This is a genomic window from Dictyobacter formicarum, assembly GCF_016587435.1.
Genome location: NZ_BNJJ01000004.1, coordinates 91,296 through 116,242, shown reverse-complemented (window position 1 = coordinate 116,242; position 24,947 = coordinate 91,296). Strand labels below are relative to the sequence as shown.

At 49.4% G+C, this 24,947-nt stretch carries 27 protein-coding genes and 1 pseudogene; 9 read left to right on the top strand and 19 right to left on the bottom strand.

Features of this window, described 5'->3' with window-relative positions; all coding sequences use genetic code 11:
• Window positions 1–13: 13 nt before the first annotated feature.
• The 6 genes from JMI88_RS08020 to JMI88_RS07995 form a co-directional block, all read right to left on the bottom strand.
• Complete coding sequence (locus JMI88_RS08020; RefSeq protein ID WP_201361289.1) at window positions 14–934, bottom strand: carbohydrate ABC transporter permease; 921 nt, start codon at window positions 932–934, stop codon at window positions 14–16.
• Window positions 935–969: 35 nt separating this feature from the next.
• The gene (locus tag JMI88_RS08015) at window positions 970–1,731 is read right to left on the bottom strand and encodes a carbohydrate ABC transporter permease (RefSeq protein ID WP_373323799.1); all 762 of its coding nucleotides are present in this window, start codon (window positions 1,729–1,731) and stop codon (window positions 970–972) included.
• A gap of 390 nt (window positions 1,732–2,121) precedes the next feature.
• A complete protein-coding gene (locus tag JMI88_RS08010) occupies window positions 2,122–3,450 on the bottom strand; it encodes an ABC transporter substrate-binding protein (RefSeq protein WP_201361287.1) in 1,329 nt (442 codons plus the stop codon).
• 135 nt (window positions 3,451–3,585) lie between these two features.
• Complete coding sequence (locus tag JMI88_RS08005) at window positions 3,586–4,620, bottom strand: LacI family DNA-binding transcriptional regulator (RefSeq protein WP_201361286.1); 1,035 nt, start codon at window positions 4,618–4,620, stop codon at window positions 3,586–3,588.
• Between the two features lie 303 nt (window positions 4,621–4,923).
• Window positions 4,924–5,427: a hemerythrin domain-containing protein gene (locus JMI88_RS08000; protein ID WP_201361285.1), complete on the bottom strand. Its 504-nt coding sequence runs from the start codon at window positions 5,425–5,427 to the stop codon at window positions 4,924–4,926.
• A 41-nt stretch (window positions 5,428–5,468) separates the two neighbouring features.
• A complete protein-coding gene (locus JMI88_RS07995) occupies window positions 5,469–5,714 on the bottom strand; it encodes a DUF2249 domain-containing protein (RefSeq protein ID WP_201361284.1) in 246 nt (81 codons plus the stop codon).
• A gap of 228 nt (window positions 5,715–5,942) precedes the next feature.
• On the opposite strand from JMI88_RS07995, the gene JMI88_RS07990 reads away from it, so the two are divergent.
• A complete protein-coding gene (locus tag JMI88_RS07990; protein ID WP_201361283.1) occupies window positions 5,943–6,263 on the top strand; it encodes a metal-sulfur cluster assembly factor in 321 nt (106 codons plus the stop codon).
• A gap of 11 nt (window positions 6,264–6,274) precedes the next feature.
• On the opposite strand, the gene JMI88_RS07985 is transcribed toward JMI88_RS07990, so the two are convergent.
• Together JMI88_RS07985 and JMI88_RS07980 are read right to left on the bottom strand one after the other, a co-directional pair.
• Window positions 6,275–7,642 carry a hypothetical protein gene (locus tag JMI88_RS07985; RefSeq protein WP_201361282.1) on the bottom strand — a complete coding sequence of 456 codons (1,368 nt, stop codon included), beginning with the start codon at window positions 7,640–7,642 and terminating at the stop codon, window positions 6,275–6,277.
• 16 nt (window positions 7,643–7,658) lie between these two features.
• On the bottom strand, window positions 7,659–7,925 hold the full coding sequence (locus tag JMI88_RS07980) for a DUF2249 domain-containing protein (protein WP_201361281.1): 267 nt from the start codon (window positions 7,923–7,925) through the stop codon (window positions 7,659–7,661).
• Between the two features lie 304 nt (window positions 7,926–8,229).
• On the opposite strand from JMI88_RS07980, the gene JMI88_RS07975 reads away from it, so the two are divergent.
• The 3 genes from JMI88_RS07975 to JMI88_RS07965 all read left to right on the top strand — a co-directional run bounded on the left by JMI88_RS07975 (window position 8,230) and on the right by JMI88_RS07965 (window position 11,056).
• On the top strand, window positions 8,230–8,901 hold the full coding sequence (locus tag JMI88_RS07975; RefSeq protein WP_201361280.1) for a Crp/Fnr family transcriptional regulator: 672 nt from the start codon (window positions 8,230–8,232) through the stop codon (window positions 8,899–8,901).
• A gap of 286 nt (window positions 8,902–9,187) precedes the next feature.
• Window positions 9,188–9,598 (top strand): cupredoxin domain-containing protein, encoded by a 411-nt coding sequence (locus JMI88_RS07970; RefSeq protein WP_201361279.1) that lies wholly within the window; start codon window positions 9,188–9,190, stop codon window positions 9,596–9,598.
• Between the two features lie 12 nt (window positions 9,599–9,610).
• On the top strand, window positions 9,611–11,056 hold the full coding sequence (locus tag JMI88_RS07965) for a heme-copper oxidase family protein (RefSeq protein WP_201361278.1): 1,446 nt from the start codon (window positions 9,611–9,613) through the stop codon (window positions 11,054–11,056).
• Window positions 11,057–11,109: 53 nt separating this feature from the next.
• Here JMI88_RS07965 and JMI88_RS07960 read toward each other — a convergent pair whose 3' ends face one another.
• Window positions 11,110–11,982, bottom strand: coding sequence for a phytanoyl-CoA dioxygenase family protein (locus JMI88_RS07960; RefSeq protein ID WP_201361277.1), 873 nt, complete (start codon window positions 11,980–11,982; stop codon window positions 11,110–11,112).
• Window positions 11,983–12,122: 140 nt separating this feature from the next.
• Between JMI88_RS07960 and JMI88_RS07955 the strand changes: the two genes are divergently transcribed.
• The 3 genes from JMI88_RS07955 to JMI88_RS07945 all read left to right on the top strand — a co-directional run bounded on the left by JMI88_RS07955 (window position 12,123) and on the right by JMI88_RS07945 (window position 14,165).
• On the top strand, window positions 12,123–12,977 hold the full coding sequence (locus JMI88_RS07955; RefSeq protein WP_201361276.1) for an AraC family transcriptional regulator: 855 nt from the start codon (window positions 12,123–12,125) through the stop codon (window positions 12,975–12,977).
• A 76-nt stretch (window positions 12,978–13,053) separates the two neighbouring features.
• Complete coding sequence (locus JMI88_RS07950; RefSeq protein ID WP_201361275.1) at window positions 13,054–13,269, top strand: hypothetical protein; 216 nt, start codon at window positions 13,054–13,056, stop codon at window positions 13,267–13,269.
• Window positions 13,270–13,331: 62 nt separating this feature from the next.
• A complete protein-coding gene (locus JMI88_RS07945) occupies window positions 13,332–14,165 on the top strand; it encodes a cold shock domain-containing protein (protein WP_201361274.1) in 834 nt (277 codons plus the stop codon).
• A gap of 57 nt (window positions 14,166–14,222) precedes the next feature.
• Here the strand turns inward: JMI88_RS07945 and JMI88_RS07940 are convergent, their stop codons facing one another.
• The 6 genes from JMI88_RS07940 to JMI88_RS07915 form a co-directional block, all read right to left on the bottom strand.
• The gene (locus JMI88_RS07940) at window positions 14,223–14,435 is read right to left on the bottom strand and encodes a hypothetical protein (RefSeq protein ID WP_201361273.1); all 213 of its coding nucleotides are present in this window, start codon (window positions 14,433–14,435) and stop codon (window positions 14,223–14,225) included.
• A 277-nt stretch (window positions 14,436–14,712) separates the two neighbouring features.
• Window positions 14,713–15,231 carry a GNAT family N-acetyltransferase gene (locus JMI88_RS07935; protein WP_201361272.1) on the bottom strand — a complete coding sequence of 173 codons (519 nt, stop codon included), beginning with the start codon at window positions 15,229–15,231 and terminating at the stop codon, window positions 14,713–14,715.
• Window positions 15,232–15,273: 42 nt separating this feature from the next.
• Window positions 15,274–16,092: a carbohydrate ABC transporter permease gene (locus JMI88_RS07930; RefSeq protein ID WP_201361271.1), complete on the bottom strand. Its 819-nt coding sequence runs from the start codon at window positions 16,090–16,092 to the stop codon at window positions 15,274–15,276.
• A 69-nt stretch (window positions 16,093–16,161) separates the two neighbouring features.
• Complete coding sequence (locus JMI88_RS07925; protein ID WP_201361623.1) at window positions 16,162–17,106, bottom strand: carbohydrate ABC transporter permease; 945 nt, start codon at window positions 17,104–17,106, stop codon at window positions 16,162–16,164.
• 36 nt (window positions 17,107–17,142) lie between these two features.
• The gene (locus JMI88_RS07920; protein WP_201361270.1) at window positions 17,143–18,417 is read right to left on the bottom strand and encodes an ABC transporter substrate-binding protein; all 1,275 of its coding nucleotides are present in this window, start codon (window positions 18,415–18,417) and stop codon (window positions 17,143–17,145) included.
• 394 nt (window positions 18,418–18,811) lie between these two features.
• Complete coding sequence (locus JMI88_RS07915; RefSeq protein ID WP_201361269.1) at window positions 18,812–19,051, bottom strand: hypothetical protein; 240 nt, start codon at window positions 19,049–19,051, stop codon at window positions 18,812–18,814.
• 533 nt (window positions 19,052–19,584) lie between these two features.
• Between JMI88_RS07915 and JMI88_RS07910 the strand changes: the two genes are divergently transcribed.
• Window positions 19,585–19,779 (top strand): Lrp/AsnC family transcriptional regulator, encoded by a 195-nt coding sequence (locus tag JMI88_RS07910; RefSeq protein ID WP_201361268.1) that lies wholly within the window; start codon window positions 19,585–19,587, stop codon window positions 19,777–19,779.
• Window positions 19,780–20,233: 454 nt separating this feature from the next.
• Here the strand turns inward: JMI88_RS07910 and JMI88_RS07905 are convergent, their stop codons facing one another.
• The 4 genes and pseudogenes from JMI88_RS07905 to JMI88_RS07890 form a co-directional block, all read right to left on the bottom strand.
• Window positions 20,234–21,265, bottom strand: coding sequence for an NAD(P)-dependent oxidoreductase (locus JMI88_RS07905; RefSeq protein WP_201361267.1), 1,032 nt, complete (start codon window positions 21,263–21,265; stop codon window positions 20,234–20,236).
• 357 nt (window positions 21,266–21,622) lie between these two features.
• Window positions 21,623–22,018: pseudogene (tnpA, locus tag JMI88_RS07900) on the bottom strand (IS200/IS605 family transposase).
• A complete protein-coding gene (gene iscB, locus JMI88_RS07895) occupies window positions 21,967–23,232 on the bottom strand; it encodes an RNA-guided endonuclease IscB (protein WP_201361265.1) in 1,266 nt (421 codons plus the stop codon). Before iscB ends, tnpA begins: the two are co-directional and overlap by 52 nt.
• Window positions 23,233–23,516: 284 nt before the next feature.
• Window positions 23,517–24,032 carry a 2-thiouracil desulfurase family protein gene (locus tag JMI88_RS07890; RefSeq protein ID WP_201361264.1) on the bottom strand — a complete coding sequence of 172 codons (516 nt, stop codon included), beginning with the start codon at window positions 24,030–24,032 and terminating at the stop codon, window positions 23,517–23,519.
• Between the two features lie 726 nt (window positions 24,033–24,758).
• On the opposite strand from JMI88_RS07890, the gene JMI88_RS07885 reads away from it, so the two are divergent.
• Window positions 24,759–24,938: a hypothetical protein gene (locus tag JMI88_RS07885; RefSeq protein WP_201361263.1), complete on the top strand. Its 180-nt coding sequence runs from the start codon at window positions 24,759–24,761 to the stop codon at window positions 24,936–24,938.
• The last annotated feature ends 9 nt before the right edge of the window (window positions 24,939–24,947 follow it).

The following is a 24,947-nucleotide window of genomic DNA, read 5'->3' as shown; positions in this document are numbered from 1 at the left end:
CCATGCCGACAAATTAATTCCAGCCGTTTTTATGGCCCCAGGCCTCAACAACTCTGCGAATGATCAAGATCGTGATCAATGTTACCACCGCATTGAGCAAGGCGACCGTCGCGCCATATCCAGAGCGGAACTGGTCGAAAGCCTGGTAGTAAATTTCAAGCTGCCAGGTCTGCGTTGCCATCTCGGGGCCGCCATGCGTCAACGTATATGGCTCGGTAAAGATCGATAGGGCGATACCAACAGCCAGAATTAACACAGTATAAAAAGCGGGATAGAGCATCGGCAGCGTCATCCACCAGAATGTCTTCCAGGGTCCAGCGCCATCAATCGCCGCGGCCTCGTAGATTTCGGTCGGAATACCCTGTAGCCCGGAAAGGAAGATCAACGCATAGTAACCGGCCATTTTCCAGACAACCATCGCTACGATCACTATCATTGCCAGCGTCGGGTTGCCCAACCAATCAGGAGAGTTACCAAAGGTCGCGCGCAAAAACGTGTTCAGTGGACCCGAATAGGACAGTACACCTTTCACAACCAGCGACGACACCACGCCTGAAGCAAGATACGGTAGAAAGAAGGCTACCGCGAAGATGCTCTTCCATTTGGGCAGATGATGCACAACCAACGCCAGGCAGATGGATGCAACCAGGACTAACGGGATAAAGCCAAGCATAAACTTGTAAGACACCCAGAAGGCTGCCCAGACACGCGAGCTTGCCAATGCCTCTTTAAAGTTTGCCAATCCTACAAAAACAGGCGTCGGCGAAATTAAGTTCCAATCCTGGAATACTAGATAAATACTATAGATCAGTGGGATCAGGAAGAAGATCACCGTGAACACCAGATACGGACTCGAAAACAGCCAGCCCTGGATTTCCCGCCTGACAGCCCCCGGTTCACGACCTCCCCGATTCACCTTATGAGCACCAATCATATCGCTTCCCCTCACAGATAATAGGTATGTCTGGCCTAGCGCAAGACAAACTGAACACCCCTGACAAAGTTGCGGCTAAAGGCCATGAACAGCACAAGAATCGGGAATGTCAATAACGCGCCCGCTGCATACAACGGACCCGGATAGGCACCGTATGGGCCAAACATGGTTGATAGCAACACATTCAATGTCTGATGCGCAGCATCCTTCACCACAATCAGATCCCACATCAACTCGGTCCAGCGATCCATAAACACAAACAAAAAGATGACCGACGTGATTGAACGCGAGATCGGCAGCATGATGCGAAAGATAATCGATAACTCACTGGCCCCATCCAGACGCGCTGCCTCTATTACTTCCATATTGATTGAGCGAAAGAAACCTGTGTACATAAAGATCGCCCACAAACCAACCATCTTCGGAATAATCATTGCCCAGACGGAGTTGTACAGCCCCAGAAAACGCACAACCAGAAAGGTTGGCACCAGCAAAATGATCCCGGGATAGAACATCTGGAAGAGGATAAAGCCGTTGATAAACTTCTTACCACGAAATTCCATAATCGCCAGGCCATAGCCCACGATGGCACCAATGGCAACCATACAGAAACTATCCGCCGCCGACACAAACAAACTATTGAAAAGCGCGCTGAGCCACGGCTGCGCCCCATAGCCACCACCTGTCCAGAGCCACTGATACGATTTCAATGTCAGGCTAGCAGGAAAAAAATTCTTGTCAACTTGATCCCAGGGCGCCAGCGATTGCAGCAGCAGATACAGATAAGGAATCATCATTATCAGCGCCACTGGTATCGCGATGAGATATAACCAGTATTTTCTCCCAGCTCGCCCGCGTCTCCTGGCTGCTGTTCGCCTGGTCCTGGGCTGGCGCTCAGCCGGGACATTGGCCATTTCTTGTCCACCTTGCGTGTGTATCATTGCAAAATCCTCGCATTGCACTGGTAAACAGAACTGTATCGATGCAGCCCCACAGCAAGGCTCATTCTGAAACGGGAAATAAGCAAGCAATGGATCATTTTATGCTTCATGGAGCGATGCATGCACTCTCACTCTAAAGGAAAGAGGATACAGTTCGTTTATCAAGAGGAGATTGGCGGGCCACTCCTTTTCATCCAGGCATACAAACAGCAGCCTGGGAAAAAGGAGGGCCATACCAATCAGGAATTACTGATTTCCGCCTAGAGATGACTGTACATCCGATTTAAAAGCATTCCAGGCATTCTGCGGACTGGCCTGACCTTTAACTACCGGGATAACTGCATCAGCACCCAACTTCTGCTGAATATCAGAATATTTGCCATTCTTAATTGGTGGCACACCGTTCACAATATTCTTAGTGAAAGCCAACAGCTCAGGATGCTGATTCAAATAGGATGCAAAGGCCGAATTCGTGTTGAGATCGTCGCGAGCAGGAGGAAGCGCGGTAGTCTTCAACCACGTCAGATCATGTTGTGGATCAGAAAGAACCCATGAGACAAACTTCCAGATGGCCTGCTGCTGTGCTTCAGAGGCCTGTTTGTAAATGACAATCCCCTTGGAGTCAGCAAACGTCTTGACATCCTGTGTACTCGCCATATTATCGGGCACCACAGGCGATGTTAAAACATAAGTCTTGTTCAGCTGCAGATTAGGATATTTCTGCTGCCAGGTCGTAAAAGTCCAGGGACCAAGAATGGTCATCACAGAGTTACCATTCTCAAACGGATCCGTAATCGTCTGCGTCAAGAGATATTTTTTCTGTGACAACTGCTGTAACCATGACAGAGTCGAGACAGCTGTCTGATCATCAGCCGTCAACTTACTGCCGCTGATGAATGAATTTCCGTTGCTAGCAGCATCATAAAGGGTGAAGAAATCAAACCAGCGCTCGTACCAGGTATCCTTTGCCAGTTCACCACGTGCCCAGACATATTTATCTGGGAATTTGGCTTTCAACTTCTGGCCCAGCTCCAGCACTTCACTATACGTATGTGGAGGCTGACTATAACCAAGCTGTTTCAGAATATCCATACGCCAGGCAACCTGTATGGCGTTCGAATATATTGGCAAAATGTATGAATGGCCGTCAGAAAACTTCCAACTCTGGGCAGTGTTCTCCATATGACGAGCTTTTAACACATTATCCCATCCAGGCATCTGGTCCAATGGTACCAAAGCCTGCGACTGCGAAAGTTGGCTACCAAAACCGGTAAAGATATTTTCTGAAGCGGTAGGAGCGGTATTCCCGGCCAGAGCAGCCTGGATACCAGCCTCAGAAGATGGGGATTCAGGAATAGATTTAACCGTAATCTTAACAGAAGGATTTTTAGCGGTATACTCTTTAGCCATCTGTGTCCAAAAAGCTAATTGAGGAGGATTGGGCGCGGCCCAAAACGTTAAATTAGTACTACCACTATCAGAGCTACTACCACTCTGACTTCCCCCACAGCCAGCCAGGGAGAGGGAAACAACGATAAATATAGCTAAACCAGAAAAAATTTTGGTCAGCTTCATTGCTAGACTCCTTCACTTGCATTGTCGCTCAACTGCTAGCTACGCTTGTCCAGTCTAAAGGATGACAGCAGGTACTAACAGCAAGCGATAATCCAATATAAACGAACAATACACAAAAAGTTTAGATAATGACCACTAATGCTCTGTCGTCGTCTGACAACCACAAGAACGACGGATCACCAGTTCAGTCGAGAGCAAGATCTGCATTGGAGCACGTTCAGCATTGCTATGCTCACTCAACATATCAAGCATCTGCCGGGCAGCCTGTCTACCTATTTCACGCTTAAATACTCTAATTGTTGTCAGGGATGGCTCATACAGCTCACTCATAGCCACATCGTCAAAACCAATTACCGCCACATCATCGGGTACACGACGTTGCTGCTGAAGCAACTCGCGGATAGCCCCTACCGCCATCGCGTCGTTAGCGGCAAACACCGCCGTCAGATTCGGAACAGCTTCCAATGCCTGACGCATCGCCAGCCCTCCGGTCTGCGCAGTCGTGGCATCTGCATGAAAAACGTGTGGTGTAAGATTGGCGGCAGACATTGCCTCCCGATATCCCTGCCCACGCATAAGTGAACTATGCCAGCTATCTGGTCCTAACAAAGATACAATCGTGCGGTGACCATGCTGAATGAGATGCTCGGTCGCCAGTCGCGCCCCTTGTTTATTGTCAATATTCACAGTATCAATCGATAGAGCTGCCAGATCATTGTCAACCAATAGCATCGGTATACCCCGCTGCTGCAAATCAACAATCAAACGTGATGGTATATCTGGTCCTGCCAGAATCACACCATCAACGCGCCGCTCCATGACGGGCCGAAACTCGCTAGCCGATTTGCTCTGTGCAACATCGATAGTCGACATGAGCAGATGGTAGCCGTGGTTAGACAATTCAGACTCCAGACCGCGCATGATAATTGGATAAAATGGATCATCGTTAAACGAATCTGACTTGCGGCTGACCACAAAACAAATCGTCTCTGTGCGCGATGTTGCCAATCCACGACCTGCCATTGACACAGAATACTGCAATTCCTGCGCCACTGCCAGCACACGCTGCCTTGTCTCTCCTTTAACGCCACCTTTGCCATTAAGAGCACGCGATGCCGTAGCAATTGATACACCTGCTCTCGCAGCAATCTCTTCCAGACCTTCTGCCATATTTTTCCTCGATGAAAACAATAAGTAAACGTTTGCAAAAATTATACATAAGTTTATTGCAATTTGTCAACACTTCCGTAGCACGTGTTTCATTACCATAGCCATCAGGATGGGATGATTCGCCATTCCGGGGGTGCTGACGCCTTTTAGGCGTAGGTTTTTTATTGTTCTGTTGGTTGATGAATGGAAACATGACATCATCGCTTGAGCATTTGCATGCGCGTTCATGAAAAAAGATGGAAGCTCTCCTTCCATCTTTTTTCATGAACGCGCCACATTATCAGCACAGTATAACTATATGTGCTATAAGGTGTTCTTTGCCTCTTGCGCCGCCATCTCCATCGTCTCAAACAGATGTTGAGTCTCTTCGGGTGTCAGTCGAGCATCCAGAATAGGAAGATAGACTGTTTCTTCTTTCGCCAGATGGACTGTAATGATAGCATGAAGGCTGTAGAGCACGCGGCGCAAGGCGTTTCTATGCGTCTCACTCATCGTGGCTTCATATAGGTGCGAGCGAAGTTGCCCCAGTTCTTCAGTAAGTTGAACGATCGCGGAGTGATCACGGCTCATTGTGGCAGTTGCCTCCGGCGCTCCCATGAGTTTACCTACCACTGGATACAAGGCTTTTTCCTCCGCCTGCGCATGAGCAATGAGGTGGTGCTTCAAAAACTGATAGGCTTCCTCTACCCCCTGTTGGATCGACTCTCCAGATGCGGTACCAATCGCATCAGCCACTGTTCGCAGGGCCTCAATGTAGGGCATGAGTTCCTTATGTTCATCGCGTAAGGGTTGGGTTGATGTTGTCATTGCTATCTCTTTCTCAAGCGGTTTGCCTCATAGGCCGCTCACTACTCCGACTCCACTTTCTGAATACGGATAATCCATTCCTCCGGGCCCTGTTTTTCTGGCTTCCAGGTAAACATATCCGGACGCTCCGCGAGCAACTGGTAGCGCAGCGGCGCGGGATCATGGTCGTTGATCAGGCGTAAGATATCACCCTGCTTGAGGGCGTCAAGACGAGCAAAAATCGCAGGATGGCGCTCACGTGGCTGCATATTCCGAACATCAAGCGTCTCAATAGTAGCATCTGTCATAATGTATTTCATCCTTCTCTCTTATAAAAGCTATATACACGAATACTAATCACATAAGTCAGCGGACGGCTTATGGGTACAGAGGCAAGTATGCACGATGCGCTGGAGGTAATGCTGTGACAAAAGTCGCTGCCCTCCACTTATCATGTGCGCTATGCTTCCTCCAGACCGCTTTCCCTGCTCAGGCAGGCGCGGAAACGATTAATCTTGTAAAAGAAGGATACAGACATGGATATACCAACGAGTGAAAATACCAGAGCGCTGATCGCTGAAGCGTTACGTCACGTCTATGACCCGGAACTCGGCGTCAATGTCATCGACCTGGGCCTGGTCTATGCTATCGATGTCAACGCAAATGGGCACGCCACGATCGATATGACGCTCACTACGCCCGGTTGCCCCATGCACGAAGCACTCAGCGATGGGGTGGAGGCAGCATTGCAGGGAATACCAGGGCTTACCAGTAGAGAGATACACTTGATATGGGAGCCACCGTGGGACCCATCGCGTATGACGGAGGAAGGTCGTCGTCTGCTTGGTTTTAACTAAAGTGGGAGCACTTAAAAGGTGCTCCCATTATATTTGCTCTTTCGTAGAGGGAGATGACGTAGCGCACTAAACACAGTGGCGGCCGCAAGAACGAGACCAGCTCCCAGCAATCCGCTAGCAAGCTGCGCAAGCAGCGTCCAGACGCATAGGACCGCAAAGAGCGTACATAGCAGACCACCATTGATCAGCCACCAGCTTATCCATGTCCAGCGTTCGGGCACCAGCTCACGCATCAGAGGAACTTTCTGACGCCCGACGAGCGGTCCGTAGCGGCTCTGCCAGATAAGAAATGGCACGATTTTATATAGATACCCTATCGTGCTCTGGCCTAACCAACCTACCAGCGCCGCCAACCCGAGTGCCACCAACATCGTTGACTGTTGCCAGCCAGCCAGAACAACCGCTATACCGGCAGGAATAACCAGGGAAAGATACACGACTGCCGCGATACTATGATACTGTGCTGCATCGAGCACCTTGCGGCGGCGCAAACGGAACATACGCTGGAAATCATAAGCAAAGAGCCAGACAGCCACTACCAGTGCTCCCCCTCCTATCGCGATCAACGGCAACCAGGCTGCCATGAAGCCAGATGCCAGGATCACGATGCCGGTATTCAAGAGAACAAAGACAAAACATCCCAGACGATCAGTATGGCCATGGGCCATCGCAAACATGCGCACAAGCGTATAAGAGACGCCCACCAGGGTATTGCTGAGCCAACCAACGACGCCCAGGAGAAGGTGTACCAGCAGCACCCACTCTAAAGTTGCTCCAAGGAAACTGAACTGCATGTTGAGCGCCATCGTCAGCCCCAGACTTACCACAATGCACAACGTCACCAATGACGCGACCAGAAAGCGCACGGTCAAGGGGCGAGTAGCCGCACGCGCAAGACTGGTGCCCAGTATCACTGTGTAGTGGATCACTGCCAACACAACCAGGCTACCGCCAACGGCCATGAGCCAGGGTCGCATCCACCAGAAGCCACTCAATAGCAAGGTCACGCCGCTCATATACACCGGATATTGCCAGCGAATGAAGCGCGTCGCACATAGCGGAGCCACAATCATAACCGGCGTAAGCTGGAGCGAAGCACCCATAACGATCATGGTCAGCCACCCCAACGTTGCCAGGTGCACCTCAGCCAACACATGCGGGAAGTTCGGGGCAAGCATGGCTTCGGGTATCATCGCTGGCAGCAGGAGACCAAAAAACGCCGCCGCGCTTACCCCTGTGAGCAGAAACGGCAACGGCACGGACAAAGGCAGACCACGGCGGCCCCCCATCATGCCTGGCATCCTGCTGGTCGAGATAGCAGGTGTACTCCTCAACGGTAAGGAGTCCCCCTGCTTTGCATCAGGTTTCAAAATACCCACAGGCACACCGCTCCTTTCATCCTGGTAACTGAGCGCGGGTAAACCGTACCACCCACTCATCGGCTGCAACCATAACCGTTTCATGTGTAAAGCCCTGTGCTCCCAGGGCATCATAGAGTGGAACCGGCTCAAACGGCGCAATGATCACCAGTGTGCCACCGGGCTGAATGGTGAAAGCCGCCTCCATAATGCGCACAAAGGGCTCGCCCCCGCTAGCCAGATCTGGTCTCACATCAAGGACTGTTTCTGCTTCTGCTTTCCAACGTAGAGCCTGCTCTATCATTGCCTTCTCTCCTTCTTCAGAGTGTATCTGAAAGCTATATGTTTCGCGCCTTCGGAATCAAAGCTGAGGCAAGCTCAGCACCTATGACGCATGCTCCATATGATAAACATCATGTGGAGATCCATACGTGTCTCAAATATAAGTCACTGGACAGAAGTATTACCGTGATAAAAGTCGCAATCTCGTGTCCGCTGGAAAACTTCGTAGTACAGCAACAACTATTGTCAGGATTGACACCCAAACCTGGGTTCTGCTATTGTTCTCTCATATCGGGATTGGATACCTGGTTGGAAGGAGAGATCTTATGCCCGTCGAACTCGAAGTGCTGCGCCGCATTCCTCTTTTTGCGCAGCTCAACCAGGAGGACCTGGCACAGGTTGCGGTAATGACACAGGAGCGTTCTTACGAACGCGGTGACCTCATTTTGCTGGAAGGCGATCTGGGTGGTGCATTGCACTATGTGCATTCGGGGCTAGTCAAAGTCTTCAAGACCTCGCCGAGCGGCAAGGAGCAGGTCCTGCGCATGATCGCGGCGGGCCACACCTTCAACGATGTGCCTGCTCTGGATGGCGGTCCCAATCCCGCCAGTGTGGCAGCTATGGAGCGAAGCAGTGTGTACGTCATCAGACGCGCGGATCTGCGCACACTGATCATGACGCGGCCCGAAGTAGCCGAAGCCGTCGTACGCTCGCTCACAGGTGCCTTGCGCCATCTTGTCTCACTTGTCGAAGATCTTTCTCTCCGTCATGTCACGGCCCGAGTCGCCAAGCTGCTCCTTGATCAGGAGGAAGCATCTCAGCAGGCTCACCACTCCCATCACCTGACCCAACAAGAGATGGCGGCGCTGGCTGGCACCGCTCGTGAAGTCGTGGGACGCTCGCTCAAAGAGCTAGAGACAGCGGGTGCCATCGAGATGCACCAGGGGCGAGCTATCGTGATGGACCGTGAACGCCTCCGTTTGCTCACCTCGGAATAACATCCTCATCTTCCCTTACAGTGCGATTAAAAGCAATCGTCAACGCTACTCACTCGCGGCTAGCTCCGCTGCCATAGCTCTGCCATTCAAAGTGATCCGTATCCAGGTATGTGGTTGGCTTTCCAGGCAGCTGCGCTCATCCGATTGAACAGCTGGCCATCACAAACACATCACAACGCCTCTATGTGACAAAAGTCGCAGGAATCTCCACCTGCTAAAGTTATCCTCTTCGTTAGAGAAGAGAATTACTTAGTATAGCTGTTCTATTAGCAGGGAAAGTACAATTATGAAAAAACTTCTAGCGGTTTTAATATTTTTCAGCTTGATGACGCTTGTAATCGCCGCATGCAGTAGTGGTTCCGGTACTGGCAGTACCAGTGGGAGTTCTAACAGCGATAGCGGTGGCTATATGGTGCACATGAGCGATCAGAACTTTGCACAGTCATCTGTTACTATCAGGAAGGGCGGCACCATTATGTTGATGGATGATGCAGCGACACCCCATATCATTGCCAGCGGCAGTTGGGTGAATGGAAGCTCTCAGCCAATACAGGAGAAGGGCATGCCAACTGTGAACAATGTACAGATCAGTGGCAGTGGCAACAGTCAGGTCATAGGGCCATTCACGACACCCGGTACGTTTCATCTGTATTGCACGGTTCATCCAGGGATGAATCTGACCGTGATTGTTCAATAAAGGGGACCTTTGATGCATACAATTGGATATGGAAAACATGGGCATACATCAAAGCTTGAAACGGAGAACAAGCAGGAACCGTTCTGGCGCGTTGCGCCAGTGGTGAAGGCGGCTCTCCTTATAGGGGCGTGCGGCGGCTTTGTACTGGCAAGCGTGCTGACACTATCGCTGGCTTTTGCAATACCGCCTGGCATGTGGTGGGAAGCCGTCGTACAGGCACATGGACATCTCCAACTGTATGGATGGGCAGGCCTTTTTGTCCTGGGTATAGCGTTACACTTTTTCCCACGGCTATGTGGCGCCCCATTGGCGGGCGCCCGCTTTCTACCCTGGTTGCTAGGCATAGCCATTGTGAGCCTGATCCTACGAGCTGTCAGTCAGCCCGGACTAATTATGGTGGATGCTCCAGCGTGGCGGTTAATGCTTGTCAACAGCGGGCTGTTCGAAGTAATCGCCATTGGCGGCATTCTGTTCTTGATAGGAGTAACCGCACGGCGTGGTCCGCCTGCGAAGACACGCCCGGCCTATTGGAGCGTCTTGCCGTTTTTTGTGGGCGCTTTCTGTTCATCAGGAATCGCCAGTATCGTGAATTTACTCAATGTCGTACAGGCAGCGCAAGGAAGCGGGTTAGCATTGTATAGGAGCGATGCGCTGAATGTGACGCTGGGTCTCTTCGGTTTCCTGGTGCCAATAGCGCTGGCAATGTCGGCCCGCTCCCTGCCTATGTATGCAGAGCTAGATGGTTTTCCACGCCGGGCGCTGTGGCCTCTGTCCGGAACATACTTTACAGGACTGGCGCTCATGAGCGTGGGCACAGCAAATAACCTGCCACAGTTCTGGGCAAACATCATCGGTGGTCTGGGCATGCTACTGACGGGAGGCGTTGTGCTGCTGTTTGTCGGCACCTTCCTGCGCCTGATGCGCAAGCGAGGCCGCCTACCACAGCGCGTGGCGCAACTCGCCCCCAAACCTGTAGCATTGGCTCAGAGCTATAAGAAACAGATAAAGAAAGAGCAAGCCAATTACGGACCATTCGTAGGCCTGGTTGCCAGCTCCTATCTGTGGGCGCTACTTGGCGCCCTGCTGCTACTTATTGATGGTCTCAGTTTGCTAGCGACTGGCAGCGCGCCAGTCGCCATTGATGCGATCCGCCATAGCTTCGCCATCGGATTTATCGCGCTTTTGATCTGCGGCATTGCGCCGCGTATGTTGCCGAGCTTCTCCGGCTGCCAGATCGTTTCGCCCCGGCTGGTGAGCGCGACACTCTGGCTCGGCAATGCCGCTGTTGTGCTACGTGTGAGCCCTCTTCTGCTTTCCCCCTTCATTCATAGCGCCCAGGGATATGCCTTGAGCACCATCCTCATGGGTCTTTCGGGACCATGTGGTTTAGCGCTGGCTATCTGCCTGACAATCAATCTCTGGCCCACATTGTATTCCTCAGCTCGACATACTGCGTGAGAAGCTAGAATACAACCATAAGCAGTACCTCAAGTGCATTCCGTACGGTGTGGTTACAGGTGATGAGTTGGCCGTTCCGCCAGCCAGTCATCTAAAGTTGTCACCTGTTCAGGGTGTTGGCGGCTACGCGCCAGAAAACCGATGCCATGTTGTGGCATAGGATCTTGATCAGTCGGCTGGTAACGCAAGTCCACGCTCCAGCGCACAACATGCGAGTTATTCATGGTGGACATGTGGATGCATCGATCATTAAAAAGGATGACGCCTCCAGCAGCTAATGGCAAACTTATAGCCTGCTTTTTCTTAGAAACATGTTCCGCGTCTAATTCGGTATAACCGGTTCCAGAATAGGTTTCAGCATGGTATGAGAGCACCTGTTTTTTATGGGTACGGGGCATAATGTGTAAGCAACCATTTTCGGCGGTGGCATCCACCAGAGCCACCCAGGCAGTAATCACAGGATTTGAATTAGCGTCCGGCCAATAAGATTTATCCTGGTGCCAGGGGACAGCTCCCGCAGCCACATGAGGTACTTTAGGGCGCACATTATAGACTGGATTAGCAAAAATTTCTGATCCGATCAGCGACTCAATGGCATCCAAAATTTTCGGCTGGCTGATCAGATGAAATAATCCAGGCTGCCGATCACGCCAACCACGACCATAGTGCAGAAATTCTTTATCAGTTAAGCCAGCAAAAAGATCTGCCAGGCGCGTCTCAAATGGACGTTGCTCAAGCTTATCCGTGATAAAGCCATCCTTATAAAGGTCATCGGCAATCCAGGAGACTTTCTCTTCTAAAGCGGCACGTACAGGTGCCATATCCTCTACAGTAAGAAAATGAGGTAAAACCAGATAACCTTCTCGCTCATAAAACGCTATCTGCTCTTCCGTTAGACTACCAGCCATACGCTGTTCATGTGTCATGATACTGGCTTCCTCCTAAAGCATTAGTGACTTGTTCCGGTGATCAACTGGCTAATTGCCATCGCTTATAACGTCAAATATACCCATGAACCAGCGAAGAAACAATTGCCCACATTTATGATTATTGGTACAATATCACCATGTTTGCATCTGAAAGGCGCTGGTCGATACCATTAGAGAACCAACCAAAAGTTCTGAATATGGGCTATGCAGTCCATGGCTTTCTTCCAGTTGAACGCTACCAACTGGAGGGATTGTGGTGCATACATCTCTATCAATACGTCGGAGAATTATGGATTGATGGACTCGCCTTACCTATTCGCCCGGGCTACATCAGTATCACACCGCCTGACGCCCAGATAGAGTACCGTTACCTGGGGCGCTCAGAACATCTTTATGCTCATTTTTCGTTTTCCGCTATGCTTCCAGAACAAGCCACGATTTCGATTTTAGCTATGCAGGACTTACAAGACGATTTTAGAACGCTACAAACTGACTTCACACATGCAATCGTTAACTGGACAACACGGCCAACCCGAGCCACCATCAAGCTCTGGGATATCCTCTGGCAAATAAGTGAGCGTTCACCCGCCCCTGCTACTACACTCAATAGTGTCCATCCTGCAGTTGAACAGGTAGTAAAAATGATTGAGTTGCGCATCGGCGAGCGCATATATATTGCGGAGCTAGCACACGAAGTGGGGCTCTCACATAACCACCTGGCACGCCTCTTCCAGAAGTCTTTAGGCTGCACAATCTCAGGGTATATTCAAAAACGACGTATGGACAGAGCACATCACCTGCTCACCACTTCCACACGCTCAATTAAATCCATTGCTATCGAAGTTGGCATCAATGATCTTCATCTCTTCAACAAGACTATTCATCGTGCTTTCGGGGTTGCACCCACACAATTGCGTCACATGCAAATCAGCCGCACGTCTATAAGCAGTCAGCATACCAGTAGCCAGCCCGAGTCAAAATCCAATAGTTAAAGTTTCCAACTTTTTGCATGAGCGCGCCGTGTTATAAACACAATCTAATAATATATTGCTGTAAGGAATTGAAAAAATGGCGATCCTTTTCCATGTGTCAACACAGGTACGTACCATACTCATTGCCATCATTACAGTAGCCACCTTACTTGGTATTATGCTTCGACCCTGGAAAACGAATGAAGCTCAGATTGCTTTCGGCAATGGTAATTTGCGCCGTAACTGGTTCACCCAGTTGCTACAGAATGCCTTCGTCTCCACTATCACTGACCATATTCTCAAGCTTACATAGTCCAATAGCGAGCGTAAAACACAACAAGCAAGCACCAGGTACGCGAAGAAAGGAGGCCACCAATGGCAACATCCCTGCGCGTAAACGACCAATTTCCTGATGTCGCCCTGCCCAACCAGCAAAACGAAATAACTCAACTTTCGAACCTGACCAGGCCAAACCTCCTGGATCAGTATCTAGGCTTTCACGATGGCAATCCTCTCATCCTCATTTTTCTGCGCGGCTTCTTTTGTCCCAGAGATCAACAACAAATGCGTCAGATGGTAGCATTCCAATCTGAGCTGGCCGTCAACTACGCCAGAGTAGTAACGATTAGTACCGATCCGCCAGCCATCAACGCAGCCTTTCGCGCTGGCCTCAATGCGCAGTGGCCTTTTTTGTCCGATGAGTCCAGGCAGGTCATCAAACAGATCAATATCCTGGATGAAACGGAGGGCGAATACGCCTATCGGGCGCAACCCTATACCTTTGTGCTGCGCCCGACACTCCAAATTCACGCTATCTATAACGGCTGGTTCTTTGTGGGTCGCCCAACGCTTGAAGAGTTGCGTCAGGATCTGCGCGCCATTATGGAGAAGCGCGTCGATTATCGCTATGAAGCTTACAATGATCCAGCCACACGTCAGATTCGTATTCCGCAACAGGAATGGGAACACGGCGCGCCCGCGCCAGGAACCAATGGGCTTCCGGTTGCCCGTGGAACCGTTCGCTGGTTTGATATAGATAGCGGTATAGGCATGATAGCCCAGGACAACGCGGGACCGGACGTATTCTTCCATTTCACCGCAATTCCAGGCCAGGGTTATCGAACGATTAAGGCAGGAGTGGCTGTGTGCTTCGAAATCGTCACCGGCCAACATGGCCTGAGCGCCCGCAACATCCAGCAAATCGAGTAAACAAGGTGAAAATGATAAGCGAAAGCGACAAGAAACGCGGCAGAAAACAGATGCCAGCTAAGCCATGCTGGTGACTTTCTGTTTTTCCTCTTCCAGGCTATTTGCCGTGGCAGGGAGTACCGCAAAAACATGGTGCCCATTTAAGCAATAATACTGCCAATGGCCATGAACATCGATAACCGGCCTGGTTTCGGTTTCGATATCTACCAACAATATGCCTTTACCATGACCGTGCTTACATTGATACTCTTTGGGGGGTTGCAAATTCATTGTTCATCCTCATTTCTGTGCCTATGTACTCAAAAGCTGCTACTTTTTCTATTACGCTATTTGTGCTATTTGTGCTATTTGTAAAATATCCCACATAATTTACAAACGCAATCAAGCTCATCACACGTGATCAGACTCTATTCATAAAGACGGATGATTCACCTGTGATATAAAATGTGGCAGCAAAAATACTACGATGCAAAATATTTCTGTGCAAATGTGAAATTGCTGTTGAGCATAATGTTAATAATCGAGGACAACAATGCTGCGGGAGCGCCTATACAACGGCAGAGGTAAAGACGGCCACACTGTAGTCATGCACAGGAAAAACTCCGTGGAGCTTGAAACCTGCTCGGGTATAGAAAGTGCGGAGATTGCTATTGCCCGCCCAACAATCCAGGATAATAGTCGCGTGGGGATCAGACCGAGCCAGCAACTTCTTCAGGGCTGCCAGAAGCTGTAAGCCCAGTCCACGGCCCTGCTGTCCCGGCTCAAGCGCCAGCGTGCGCAGAAACCAGGGCCTCGCTATCACTTCTGCCAGCTGCCAGCGCACCAGTTCCGGACAGCTCTCAGCCGTTATCGGGCTAACAAAAACGCTGCCCAACAGATGGCCTTTATCTTCCAGCACAAATGCTGTTTCGGCTGCAACATATCCAGAGACGCGCTCATGAGAAATTGGACCAATTACCTGCAGGCTGCCCGTCTTAATCAAATTTTGTTGCACACGATCGATCAAATCAACAATATATGCAACTTCATCAGGCCGAGCTAGCCTTACCTGTAGAGAAGCTTCCATGCCTGTGCGTTTCCTCCTGACAATATCAGACTGGTCTGGACTTTATTCTTTCAATGCGCCTGCCGCGATATTGGCAATAAAATGACGGCTACCAATTAAAAAGATGACAATCAGTGGTATCGTCGCCATCAGCGTCCCGGCCATGACCATACCATAATCTGAACCGTATACGTTGTCAAGCTGCGAAAGCGCGACCTGCAGAGTATATTTGGCCGGATCATTGAGAATAATCAAAGGCCACATATAATCGTTCCAGGCATGAATAAAGGTAAAGATACCAAGAAAGGCCAGGGCTGGCCGCAAAATTGGGAGCGCCACATGCCAGTAGAGGCGCAGGTGACCACAGCCATCAATACGACCAGCATCCACCAGCTCCCCTGGCACAGATGATTCCGCATACTGCCGCATCCAGAACACACCAAAGGCAGTCACCATACCGGGAATAATCAACGCCTTAAAACTACTGACCCAGCCAAGTGTGGCCATCAAGACAAAAGACGGAACGGCCGAGAGCTGTGAAGGGATCATCATGGTCCCTAGCAGCACCACAAACAACAGGTTGCGGCCTCGAAAATGAAATTTAGCGAAGGTAAAACCGGCCAGAGAACAAAAGAAGAGCACCAGCATGGTCTCCACTACAGCCACAAACATGGTATTGGCAAAAGCCCCAAAGAAATTGATGCTCTTTAACACATTGGCGATATTCTCGCCCAGATGAGTACCAAAGGACAATCTGGGCGGATAAGCAAAGATGTCGCTGGTCTCATTGGTGGCCATAGCAAGCAGCCAGTAAAAAGGAAAGAAAGAAATGGCCGTGACCAGCAACAAAACGAGGTGCAGCCACAACTGCTTCGTTCGCATTCGCAGCGGCACCCTATAGGTATATTTTTGCTTCATCCGCAGTCCGATCATAGTCTCCCACCATCCTTACTAAGCGCGCGCGCCCGGTCGCTGTATCAATAGCCAGTTGAGAAGCGAGAACAAAGCGATCAGCACAAACAGTCCCCAGCCAATGGCGGCCCCGTAGCCGAAATGGTAGCTACCGAAGGCCTGCTGATAGAGATACAGCACAATCGTCATGCCACCTCGGCCCGGGCCACCATCGTTGCCCAGCAACACCTGGGGCTCAGTAAAGACCTGCATGCCGCTAATCGTCGAAGTAATCACCGTAAACAGCATAACGGGCCGGAGCAGTGGTAGTGTAACGCGAAAGAAAATCTGCCGTGAGCTCGCGCCGTCGATCTGAGCTGCCTCATATAAGGTCGTAGGAATGCTCTGGATGCCAGCCATAAAAATCAAAGCATGATAGCCAATCGTGCGCCACAGAATCATAGCGGCGATCGCAAACTTCATTCCCCATGGCTGGCTCAACCAGGCTACGCGTCCCAGGCCCAACGCGGTCAACAAGGCATTGATCAAACCAAACTGATTACTAAACAGAGAACCAAAAACGAGCGCGATCGCGACGATCGAGGTAATATGCGGCAAGAAAAAAGCGATATGATACAGACGTTTCACTTTGACTAAAGGCGAGGCCAGCAAAAAAGCCAGCACCACAGAGATGCAGATCATCGGAACGGTAGCCAGCAGCCAGATCTCCAACGTATTCACAATCGCCTGCCAGAAGTAGCTATCCGTCACCAGGTAGGAGAACTGATTCCAGCCCACATACATCATCGGCCCGATTCCATCCCACTTCTGGAAAGAGAGGTAGAGTGAGAAGGCCAGAGGAAACAATCCAAAGATAGCAAACAGCACAAAGAAAGGAGCCACCGACAGGTACAGAGGCCAGGTGCGTTGCAGTTCATTCTTCCGGCGCGGAGCGCGCACAGGAACAGCTAATGGCGGCGGCGTAATAACTGGAGGACGACTCATCGCACTCATAGCCAGGCACTCCTTCTCCTCAGAAAACTAATGAGAGAGCTCTCTCTGTATCTGCTGCTGAGCCGTATCCCAGGCCACCTGAGGGTTCATATTCTGCATCTCTATCAAGGTCAGCTCACGCTGTAGCACATTCTGAACCACATCAGCATCGGGACTATTGGGCACGGGCTGAATGTGGGCCGCAACCTGGCTAAAGATCTTTGTCGTGACCTGCCCCCCGAAAAAAGGTTCTGGCTGCAGCAGATGAGGACTATTTAAACTGGCAATAGCGGAAGGATAAAGTCCCGTATCCAGATATGCCGTTACCTGATTCTGAGCCGACATCAACCAGCTGGCGATATCAAAGGCAACTTGCGAATGCTGTGAAGCCCTGGTAACTGCCAGAAAAGAGCCACCAGCATTACCGGGACCACCAGGAGCCGGAGCGACGCGCCACAATCCAGCCGTCTTAGGGCCAGCATCCTTCAAGCGATGCTTCATCCAGACCGCGCCCACAAAGGATGCAATAGAGTTATTGCTAATCGCGGCACTCCAATCAGTCGAATACGAAGTGGCCTTCGCACTCAGATCTAACTGGTGAACCCTGGCCGCGTAATCCCATGCCCGTCTGACCGCCAGCTGATCTCCCACATAATGATTAGCCGCATCAAAGTATTGCTGCTTACTCTGCCCCATAATTTGCGTAAAAACATTGTTGATATTATCAAACATATGAATTCTGCCACCAGTGGCCTGCGTCATCTGCTCACCAGCTCGAATATAGTCATCCCATGTCTTCAAGCGTGCAGACACCGCAGCGGGATCGGCAGGGAGGCCAGCCTGCTTAAACAGATCGGCCCGATAGAATAAAGCGGTCGGACCGCTATCCATTGGCAACGCAATAACACGTCCACCAGGCGCTATACCCTGCTGCCACTTCCAATTCAAGTAAACTTTGCTGATCCGGCTCGCACCCAACGGACGCAAATCGACAAATTGCTCGGCATCGGGAAAATAGGTGGCGATATTTGAATTAATGCCCACAATGTCTGGTATATTCGCATGGCCAGCCAGGGCCGTACGTAACTTTGCATCATATCCACCGCCAATCTTCAATGGCTTAAAGCGAACATGGGGAAACTGCCGCTCCACCTGGGCAATCAATCTGTCATCGATCGCCCGATTCCAATACCAGAGCGTAATCGTAATTTTGCCATTGCTACCACCAAACCCGTTCAAAAAAGCGGGTCCACTACACGCAACTAACACAAACATAAGAGCGCAAAGGCATAAAATAAAGCTATGCTTAGAGCTTTTCATCATACAGTTTTCACCCCTCTTTCGACAGCTGCGCTCATCCCAATGAATAGCATTTGATGCAAATGTGTATATGCTGAGGCTACTTTTACAATACACATCGTCTTAACTCAAGCGGAAAAATAGTGAAGAGGGAGATTGAAAGCCATGCTTTTCGTGCCTTCGGCCCCTGACGCTACGCGCCTTCGGCGCTCAAAAATATTTAGTATGAGTTGCCAGAAGTGCGCCGGGCGCACTTCTGGCAACTCATACTAAATAAAGATGCGGGCGCGCACACGGCCGCCCGTAAGGGGGCGCTACGCTTCAGTAAGCATAAAAATCAATAAAAAACCTGGCTCATCGGAGTGATCCGATGACCAGGTGAGAGTCGCTTTATTATTATATCAAGTACATTGATTGATTATTCACCATACCAGGGAGCAGTAATGGTGTGCTCTTTTTCCTTGGGTGTATAGGCAACCACAGCACTTGCTTTGTCATTTAATTTTACTACCCAGACGTTATCAGAAAGGGCCTTCAGCTTTTCAGCTTTTACAGCCGGGACACGTTCCGGTGAGGTGCCATAAAAATCACAAGCGGCTTGAATAACTTCTACGGGTGCTCCAAAAGATTGACGTTTCCAAAATCCGAACAGGTTCATGATGATTCCTTCTTTTTTCAAAAAGGGCACACCAAGTAACCACACTGCTTAAAGAACTACATTGATCTACTGCCTTGGCGAACCATATAAATTTTTATTAACATATATTGATGCTTCCCCACTTCCTTGCCGGTCCATTCCGGCCCAATACACATGGATATAACTAGGGCATAGCTTCAAAACAAGCAGGATAGATTTCCCATATCGTCCATCCCACATATTCTGACGAACTATGACCGGTCCGAGTCACTATGAAATAGGAATTTTTAGATACATAGGAAAATTATGCCCACAATCCAATGGGCAAAGTTCACCCATTTTTTCAAAAGCAAGAAAATAGTGGCTAGTGGCTACCAAAAGTTGTACAATAGGGGTGCCACGAAAAAATTACATGCCCTATGCAGAATGCATAGGCGCTTTTAAATATACGCACCAACTGCCACCGGACAGGAAAGCAAGCGTACGTGGTACGGTGACATCCCTGTAGAGCGTTGTTATTCTTAGGCATTCCGCATTGTAAGGGAGGTTTGGTAGTGAACAACACATCCGAGCAAAAATCAACATCAACGCACAAAATTACAGACAAAATTATTCAAATTCTGAAGAAAAATCCTAATATCAGTGATGCCGAGTTAGCCGAACAGGCTGGCCTCAAATCCGAATCGGCTGCCCGTGGTTGGAGAACAGTCGCAGAGGACACTTTGAGAGGCTGGAAATGGGGCTACTAAGCAGCTTCAGGAACTTCTCAAATACATATAATGGTGTCGAAAATAAGTAAATATCAGCCCTTATTTTAAATGGCACTATGCTATAGAAGGCAGGCTCCTCAAGTCAGAGGGCCTGCCTTCTGGTTTGTTGCTGACGGTCAGGATAATGACACTGGTAAGATGGTTATCGGGATCCCCGGCAAAGTAAAGCAAAAACAACCACCCTGGCCAGAGGTACCAGTACTTTTTACCCATATACATCCACCTATCGTTTCCATTAATAGCTTGCTGATAAACAAGCCTGAACCAGTGCCACGCGCCGAACCAATCATATCGCGCTTCAGGCGCATAACTTTCTGAAGCGGACGTTATTAAAATTTTCCCAAAAAGAAAAGAGACCAGGTAGACTTCTACCCTACCTGACCTCCCAATAATCAGCGACGCACCTCTGGAGGGAGGGAGCAACGATTTGGCATCAACGGGCTTGAACGACGTTTTGCGGATCACCGGCCAGAAAGGCCTGCACATTTTCAATCGTGGTATCCAGAATACGCAGCAAAGCCTCGTTAGAGTTAAAAGCCATATGGGGAGTTATAATGACATTTGGACGACGCTGAAGCACATTATTTTGTACCAGCATACGTAATTTCTCTTCAGCACCGGGCTGGTCCATTAATTCCTCCTCACGCTCCAAAAATTCCTCACCCTCAAAGGTATCCAGGCCAGCGCCTGCCAGAATACCTGTATCTAAGGCCCAGGCGACCGCGTGCGTATCAACCAGCGTACCACGCGCCGTATTGACCAGATAAGAGCCGCGCTTCATTTTTGCTAAAGAGTCACGATTAATCATGTGATATGTGCTGGGTAAACTGGGAGCATGCAGGGTCACCACATCAGATTGCGTCAACAATTCATCCAACGGCACAAAATTAAAGCCCAGGACTTCAGATAAAAGGCGATTGCGCTTGCGCTGGACCTCATCATAAACCAGCACACGCATGCCAAAGCCAGTCGCAATACGAATGACGCGCAATCCGATAGCGCCCGCCCCAATAACGCCGATCGTTTTCCCATACAGATCAAAGCCACGCAAGCCTTCAAGAGTATAATCTCCGCGCTTGGTACGCGAATTGGCCAGGTGGACCTTACGCGATATATTCAACAACAAAGCAAACGTATATTCGGCCACCGCCGTCTCGCCGTAACCAGGCACATTACATACAGTAATCCCACGCTCGCCAGTTGCAGCCAGATCAATATGATCAAAGCCAGTAGAACGAGTGGCAATGACTTTTAAATTGGGCATCGCATCGAGCTCGTTCCGACCAACTTTAGAGTGAATAAAAGGCAACAGGACTTCAACATCATGCAGATCAGCCGGGGGTAATTCCTCAAGCGTACCACTAATGGTGCGCAACTCCACCTGCTCACCTAGTTTTTCAGTCAGGCGCCTGACCTCATCCTCTTTTGCTTCCGTAGCTAAAGCGTGTACTTTTGTTTGAGTCATAGGTACAAATAGCCTCCGAATATATAAGCGACGATAAATCAGCAACTCTATGGCAGACCGATCGCCAGAGGATCGTCTCTAAGTCACATTTTACAGATACATTTCTTTATAACACAAATTATGCATGCGCGTATCTATGCACCACCCGCCATTACACCAGGGCAACAATAACAACACATTATAAATAGAGGTTCGGAGCTTGCCCCGATTATTGCCCGCTCGTGGTGAGGCGACAATTGGAGGCAAGCTCCGAACCTCTATTAAAAAAAGGCCGGATTTACGATTTGTATTTTTTATTCGGTGCGGCGAGAAAACCACGAGGTCCTCAGCCTCGTAGATGAACGCCGTACCTTACTCCTATCCCTGGCTTTCAATGTACTGGCGAATAGTCTCCTGGCTTGCATTCCCAATGGTGCTGCAAAAATACCCATCACTCCAAAATGTTTTCTCTTTCCAGACATGACGTTTCAATTCAGTTCCGTCGGTCTTCCAAAGCCGGAACGTCGATTCTTGTTTCAGCTTACGTACGATGGCCAGCGGTGAAATCCGAGGTTCACTTTTGACTATGCAGTGAAGATGATCCTGACCAACCTCCAAGGCTTCAAAAGAAAAATCTGAGCAAGCAGCAATTTCCTCAAACAACCGCTTCACTTCGTCTCCATAAGGAATCAGTCGTTTTTTGCGCTATGTGCAGACAAAGATCAAGTGGGAGAGGAAAAGGAACCTGGCATGATTCTTTGACAGGTAATCCATGAGGATCGCGCACTCACTCTCTTCATGTTCTCAAACTTGGGAATGGGTTTCAAATCGACCTTTTTCCCGTCTATCATCATCAAAATGGCATAGCCAGTAGACATGCGCCCTTTGATAAAGTATTCCTGACCTCGATAACGCACTTTGTCGAATTTGCGAAAGCCCTGGATTTTGCCGGTCGGAATGGGTTGCTCGCTGCGCACTCCTCTGGTCTGTTGATACTCTCCATCTGAAACACCTTTTTTCAAGAGCACCAGTTGGGTTTGGAAAACGGGGATATTCCCGCGTGTGGCAATCATCGCCGCGTCAAAGATATGTTCTTTGGGTAAACCAGCGAGCAATCGATGTTCTTTCGTCACGAAGCCCCATGTTTCTTCCGCCTCAACGCGTTTCAGCAATTGCATGCGAATGCTGTTCATCTGCGTGGCATGCAGCAGATTCCCTTTTTTCTTACCGGTGCGCTTGAGGGTCATCGTCCCTGCATGAAGGTTATCATGACAGGTCTTACACAGCGTCAACAGATTCGCCTCCTCATCACTTCCATGTTGGCTTCGGAACACAATGTGATGCACTTCGAGCCGTTGATCTTTGGATTTCCCCTGGCAGTGTTGACACGTGTAGCTATCCCGTGTCAGCACATACGCTTTGGTATTAGCAAAACTATAGTTAATCCCTTTTTGATACAACCACTTCTTTCGCAGCACCTCTGGGTTTTTGAGCGCATGTGGGTCAAAGGTTCCTGTTTCCAGCACAATGGACGTGATTGGCAATAAGGATTGCGCAAAGCGGATTTCTCGCAGATGGGCGTCGATCTTGCTTCTCATGGTTGGGGAGAAGCGCCCGGTCTTGATGGAATTCCTCCGATTCAACCAGCGTGCAGGCCGATAGCGTGTCTTTCGGTTGCGGCGATTTCGACGATGGGTGGCCCGTTCTTTCATCGTCGTGGCAATATCATTGCGCACTTCCACTTCAGAAAGATACAGGATGTTGCCCTGGTCACTTGCAACAGCCGAACCAATCACCGTACTGCCTGTATCCACTCCCAGCGTCAAGGGTTGGGTGGAGGTATGCTCCGGCAGTGCATAGAGCTTAATCGTAAAAGGTGTTCTGCGTACGACTTTGGCCTTTCCCTCTTTGAGTAACAAACGAGCAATCACAGAAGAGCAAGGCATAAGCGGCGTCCTATCTGGTGATAAGACATAGACGGTATTCATACGATTCCTTTCGGAAAAATGCTCCGGCAAGCGCCGGGTAATGCGTATCCCTCCACTGTGACCATGGAGGGAGTCCGACCTCATCTCGACACAGTTCAAAAGGCTTTTTCCATCTGGATCACCGGGCCTTTCCTCAGCCCTTCTTAAATCCAGGCGACAGAGCAGCAGTCTGATGCGTCAACCGCAGGTGTCATGACCTTTCAAACGGTCTCACCATTTCTGATGAGGAGTCTGGTGAACTCAGGCTTCTTGCGAAGCCCCTGAGTCTTTAGCTCAGGGGTAGTTCACATATTGCTCAATACCAGTTCAGGCTGGGCATCGCCAAATAGCATCTTTTCAGAATAGACGTGGATGCCAGAACGTAGCAGGAGCGCAGTGGTAACCCCAACGCCAGATTTTCGGGTGCCTGAAAAGGTACCATCATAAATTTCATTACAGCCACAGGAAGGGCTACCTTCCTTCAACACGACCTCGTTTACACCAGCTGCTTGCAATACATGTAAAGTTTTATATGCAGCAATAATGAAGGCACCGGTCAGATCCTCTCCAAGATCATCATACACACGCGCCTTGCCATCCAGCACAGCATAGCCATCGCCGCCCTTAATTTCTGCTGGTCGCCGTGGTGTAGCTAATCCGGCCAGGCGCTCAGGACACAAGGCAATCGCATCACCACGCTGCACCATATCTCTCAGCATCGGAACCGTTTTTGACTGTCCATTATAGCGGCATTGCACACCCGCCATACAGGCGCTTACCATCTTAAGCGGCACTGGCTTTTTTACATGCTTCGTCATCATTAGTTTCTTTCTTGACTAGAGGAAACAACAACCTGCCCATCATTGCTCAAAGCACTTGGATTTCTGATACAATCTTTTCGCACAGCCATAACCACAATCATAGAATTCAACTTTTACTCATGGACCCCTACATATATCCAACAGCTTAAACTGAATAAATTCATATTGCCACACACACATCAAGCACTATTACTTCTATATATTAATAACGAAACTAGTTACACGTAGGGGGATAATACAGGCCACTTATTATCATTTTCATTAATACTACTTTAACATTTTCAAAGGCTTTTTTATGCTTTATTACTCATTTATGAGTAGAATGTACTACTTGGGGGCCAATACAAGCCGAACTATTACGTTCCACTTTCTCTACAATGAAACACACTATATGATTTCAAACATAAAAGTCAGATACAATAACCTATGCTTTATGTCAAGCTTAAAAGGTACCTCACTTATTATAAATATAGAACATAAATTCCATTCACACAAGGGATACGACAGTCCAGACAATAAGAGACACAAATTTAGCATTTTTATTTTATGGGCGAAAAATAGTACTTCATGGACAAATGGGTACCAAAAATTGAGGATATGAAAAACATCATATAAAGTCACCATTGAAAGCGATGAAACAGGTTTTCTCGCTCGAGTGGTTGAACATATCACCTCGCGGAAGCTTACATTGTGGCGAGGCAAACAACATCAACAAGGGAGAACGTCATGAACCTAGAGCGCATTAAGTATCAGACATGTCCCTATGATCAAGAAGAAGGCATTTTACTCACTGACCTTGAAGAGGTGATACCTGAAACGGATGACGATGGCAACTTACAGTACTACTGCCCATCCTGCTCCAACACATTCACATACTGTGATTGTGACTACCAGGATCGCCGCTAGCCGGCGGCT

Coding starts and splice junctions, on each gene's coding strand:
- JMI88_RS07975 (WP_201361280.1), top strand. CDS start 8,230: ATGCCCGTCGAACTCGAAGTGCTGCGCCGCATTCCTCTTTTTGCGCAG.
- JMI88_RS07925 (WP_201361623.1), bottom strand. CDS start 17,106: ATGAGTCGTCCTCCAGTTATTACGCCGCCGCCATTAGCTGTTCCTGTG.
- JMI88_RS07890 (WP_201361264.1), bottom strand. CDS start 24,032: ATGATGACGAAGCATGTAAAAAAGCCAGTGCCGCTTAAGATGGTAAGC.
- JMI88_RS07970 (WP_201361279.1), top strand. CDS start 9,188: ATGAAAAAACTTCTAGCGGTTTTAATATTTTTCAGCTTGATGACGCTT.
- JMI88_RS07935 (WP_201361272.1), bottom strand. CDS start 15,231: ATGGAAGCTTCTCTACAGGTAAGGCTAGCTCGGCCTGATGAAGTTGCA.
- JMI88_RS07915 (WP_201361269.1), bottom strand. CDS start 19,051: ATGAACCTGTTCGGATTTTGGAAACGTCAATCTTTTGGAGCACCCGTA.
- JMI88_RS07905 (WP_201361267.1), bottom strand. CDS start 21,265: ATGACTCAAACAAAAGTACACGCTTTAGCTACGGAAGCAAAAGAGGAT.
- iscB (WP_201361265.1), bottom strand. CDS start 23,232: ATGAATACCGTCTATGTCTTATCACCAGATAGGACGCCGCTTATGCCT.
- JMI88_RS07950 (WP_201361275.1), top strand. CDS start 13,054: ATGGCGATCCTTTTCCATGTGTCAACACAGGTACGTACCATACTCATT.
- JMI88_RS08015 (WP_373323799.1), bottom strand. CDS start 1,731: ATGATGATTCCTTATCTGTATCTGCTGCTGCAATCGCTGGCGCCCTGG.
- JMI88_RS07945 (WP_201361274.1), top strand. CDS start 13,332: ATGGCAACATCCCTGCGCGTAAACGACCAATTTCCTGATGTCGCCCTG.
- JMI88_RS08005 (WP_201361286.1), bottom strand. CDS start 4,620: ATGGCAGAAGGTCTGGAAGAGATTGCTGCGAGAGCAGGTGTATCAATT.
- JMI88_RS07955 (WP_201361276.1), top strand. CDS start 12,123: ATGTTTGCATCTGAAAGGCGCTGGTCGATACCATTAGAGAACCAACCA.
- JMI88_RS07960 (WP_201361277.1), bottom strand. CDS start 11,982: ATGACACATGAACAGCGTATGGCTGGTAGTCTAACGGAAGAGCAGATA.
- JMI88_RS08010 (WP_201361287.1), bottom strand. CDS start 3,450: ATGAAGCTGACCAAAATTTTTTCTGGTTTAGCTATATTTATCGTTGTT.
- JMI88_RS07990 (WP_201361283.1), top strand. CDS start 5,943: ATGGATATACCAACGAGTGAAAATACCAGAGCGCTGATCGCTGAAGCG.
- JMI88_RS08020 (WP_201361289.1), bottom strand. CDS start 934: ATGATTGGTGCTCATAAGGTGAATCGGGGAGGTCGTGAACCGGGGGCT.
- JMI88_RS07920 (WP_201361270.1), bottom strand. CDS start 18,417: ATGATGAAAAGCTCTAAGCATAGCTTTATTTTATGCCTTTGCGCTCTT.
- JMI88_RS07995 (WP_201361284.1), bottom strand. CDS start 5,714: ATGACAGATGCTACTATTGAGACGCTTGATGTTCGGAATATGCAGCCA.
- JMI88_RS07940 (WP_201361273.1), bottom strand. CDS start 14,435: ATGAATTTGCAACCCCCCAAAGAGTATCAATGTAAGCACGGTCATGGT.
- JMI88_RS07965 (WP_201361278.1), top strand. CDS start 9,611: ATGCATACAATTGGATATGGAAAACATGGGCATACATCAAAGCTTGAA.
- JMI88_RS07980 (WP_201361281.1), bottom strand. CDS start 7,925: ATGATAGAGCAGGCTCTACGTTGGAAAGCAGAAGCAGAAACAGTCCTT.
- JMI88_RS07930 (WP_201361271.1), bottom strand. CDS start 16,092: ATGCGAACGAAGCAGTTGTGGCTGCACCTCGTTTTGTTGCTGGTCACG.
- JMI88_RS08000 (WP_201361285.1), bottom strand. CDS start 5,427: ATGACAACATCAACCCAACCCTTACGCGATGAACATAAGGAACTCATG.
- JMI88_RS07885 (WP_201361263.1), top strand. CDS start 24,759: ATGAACCTAGAGCGCATTAAGTATCAGACATGTCCCTATGATCAAGAA.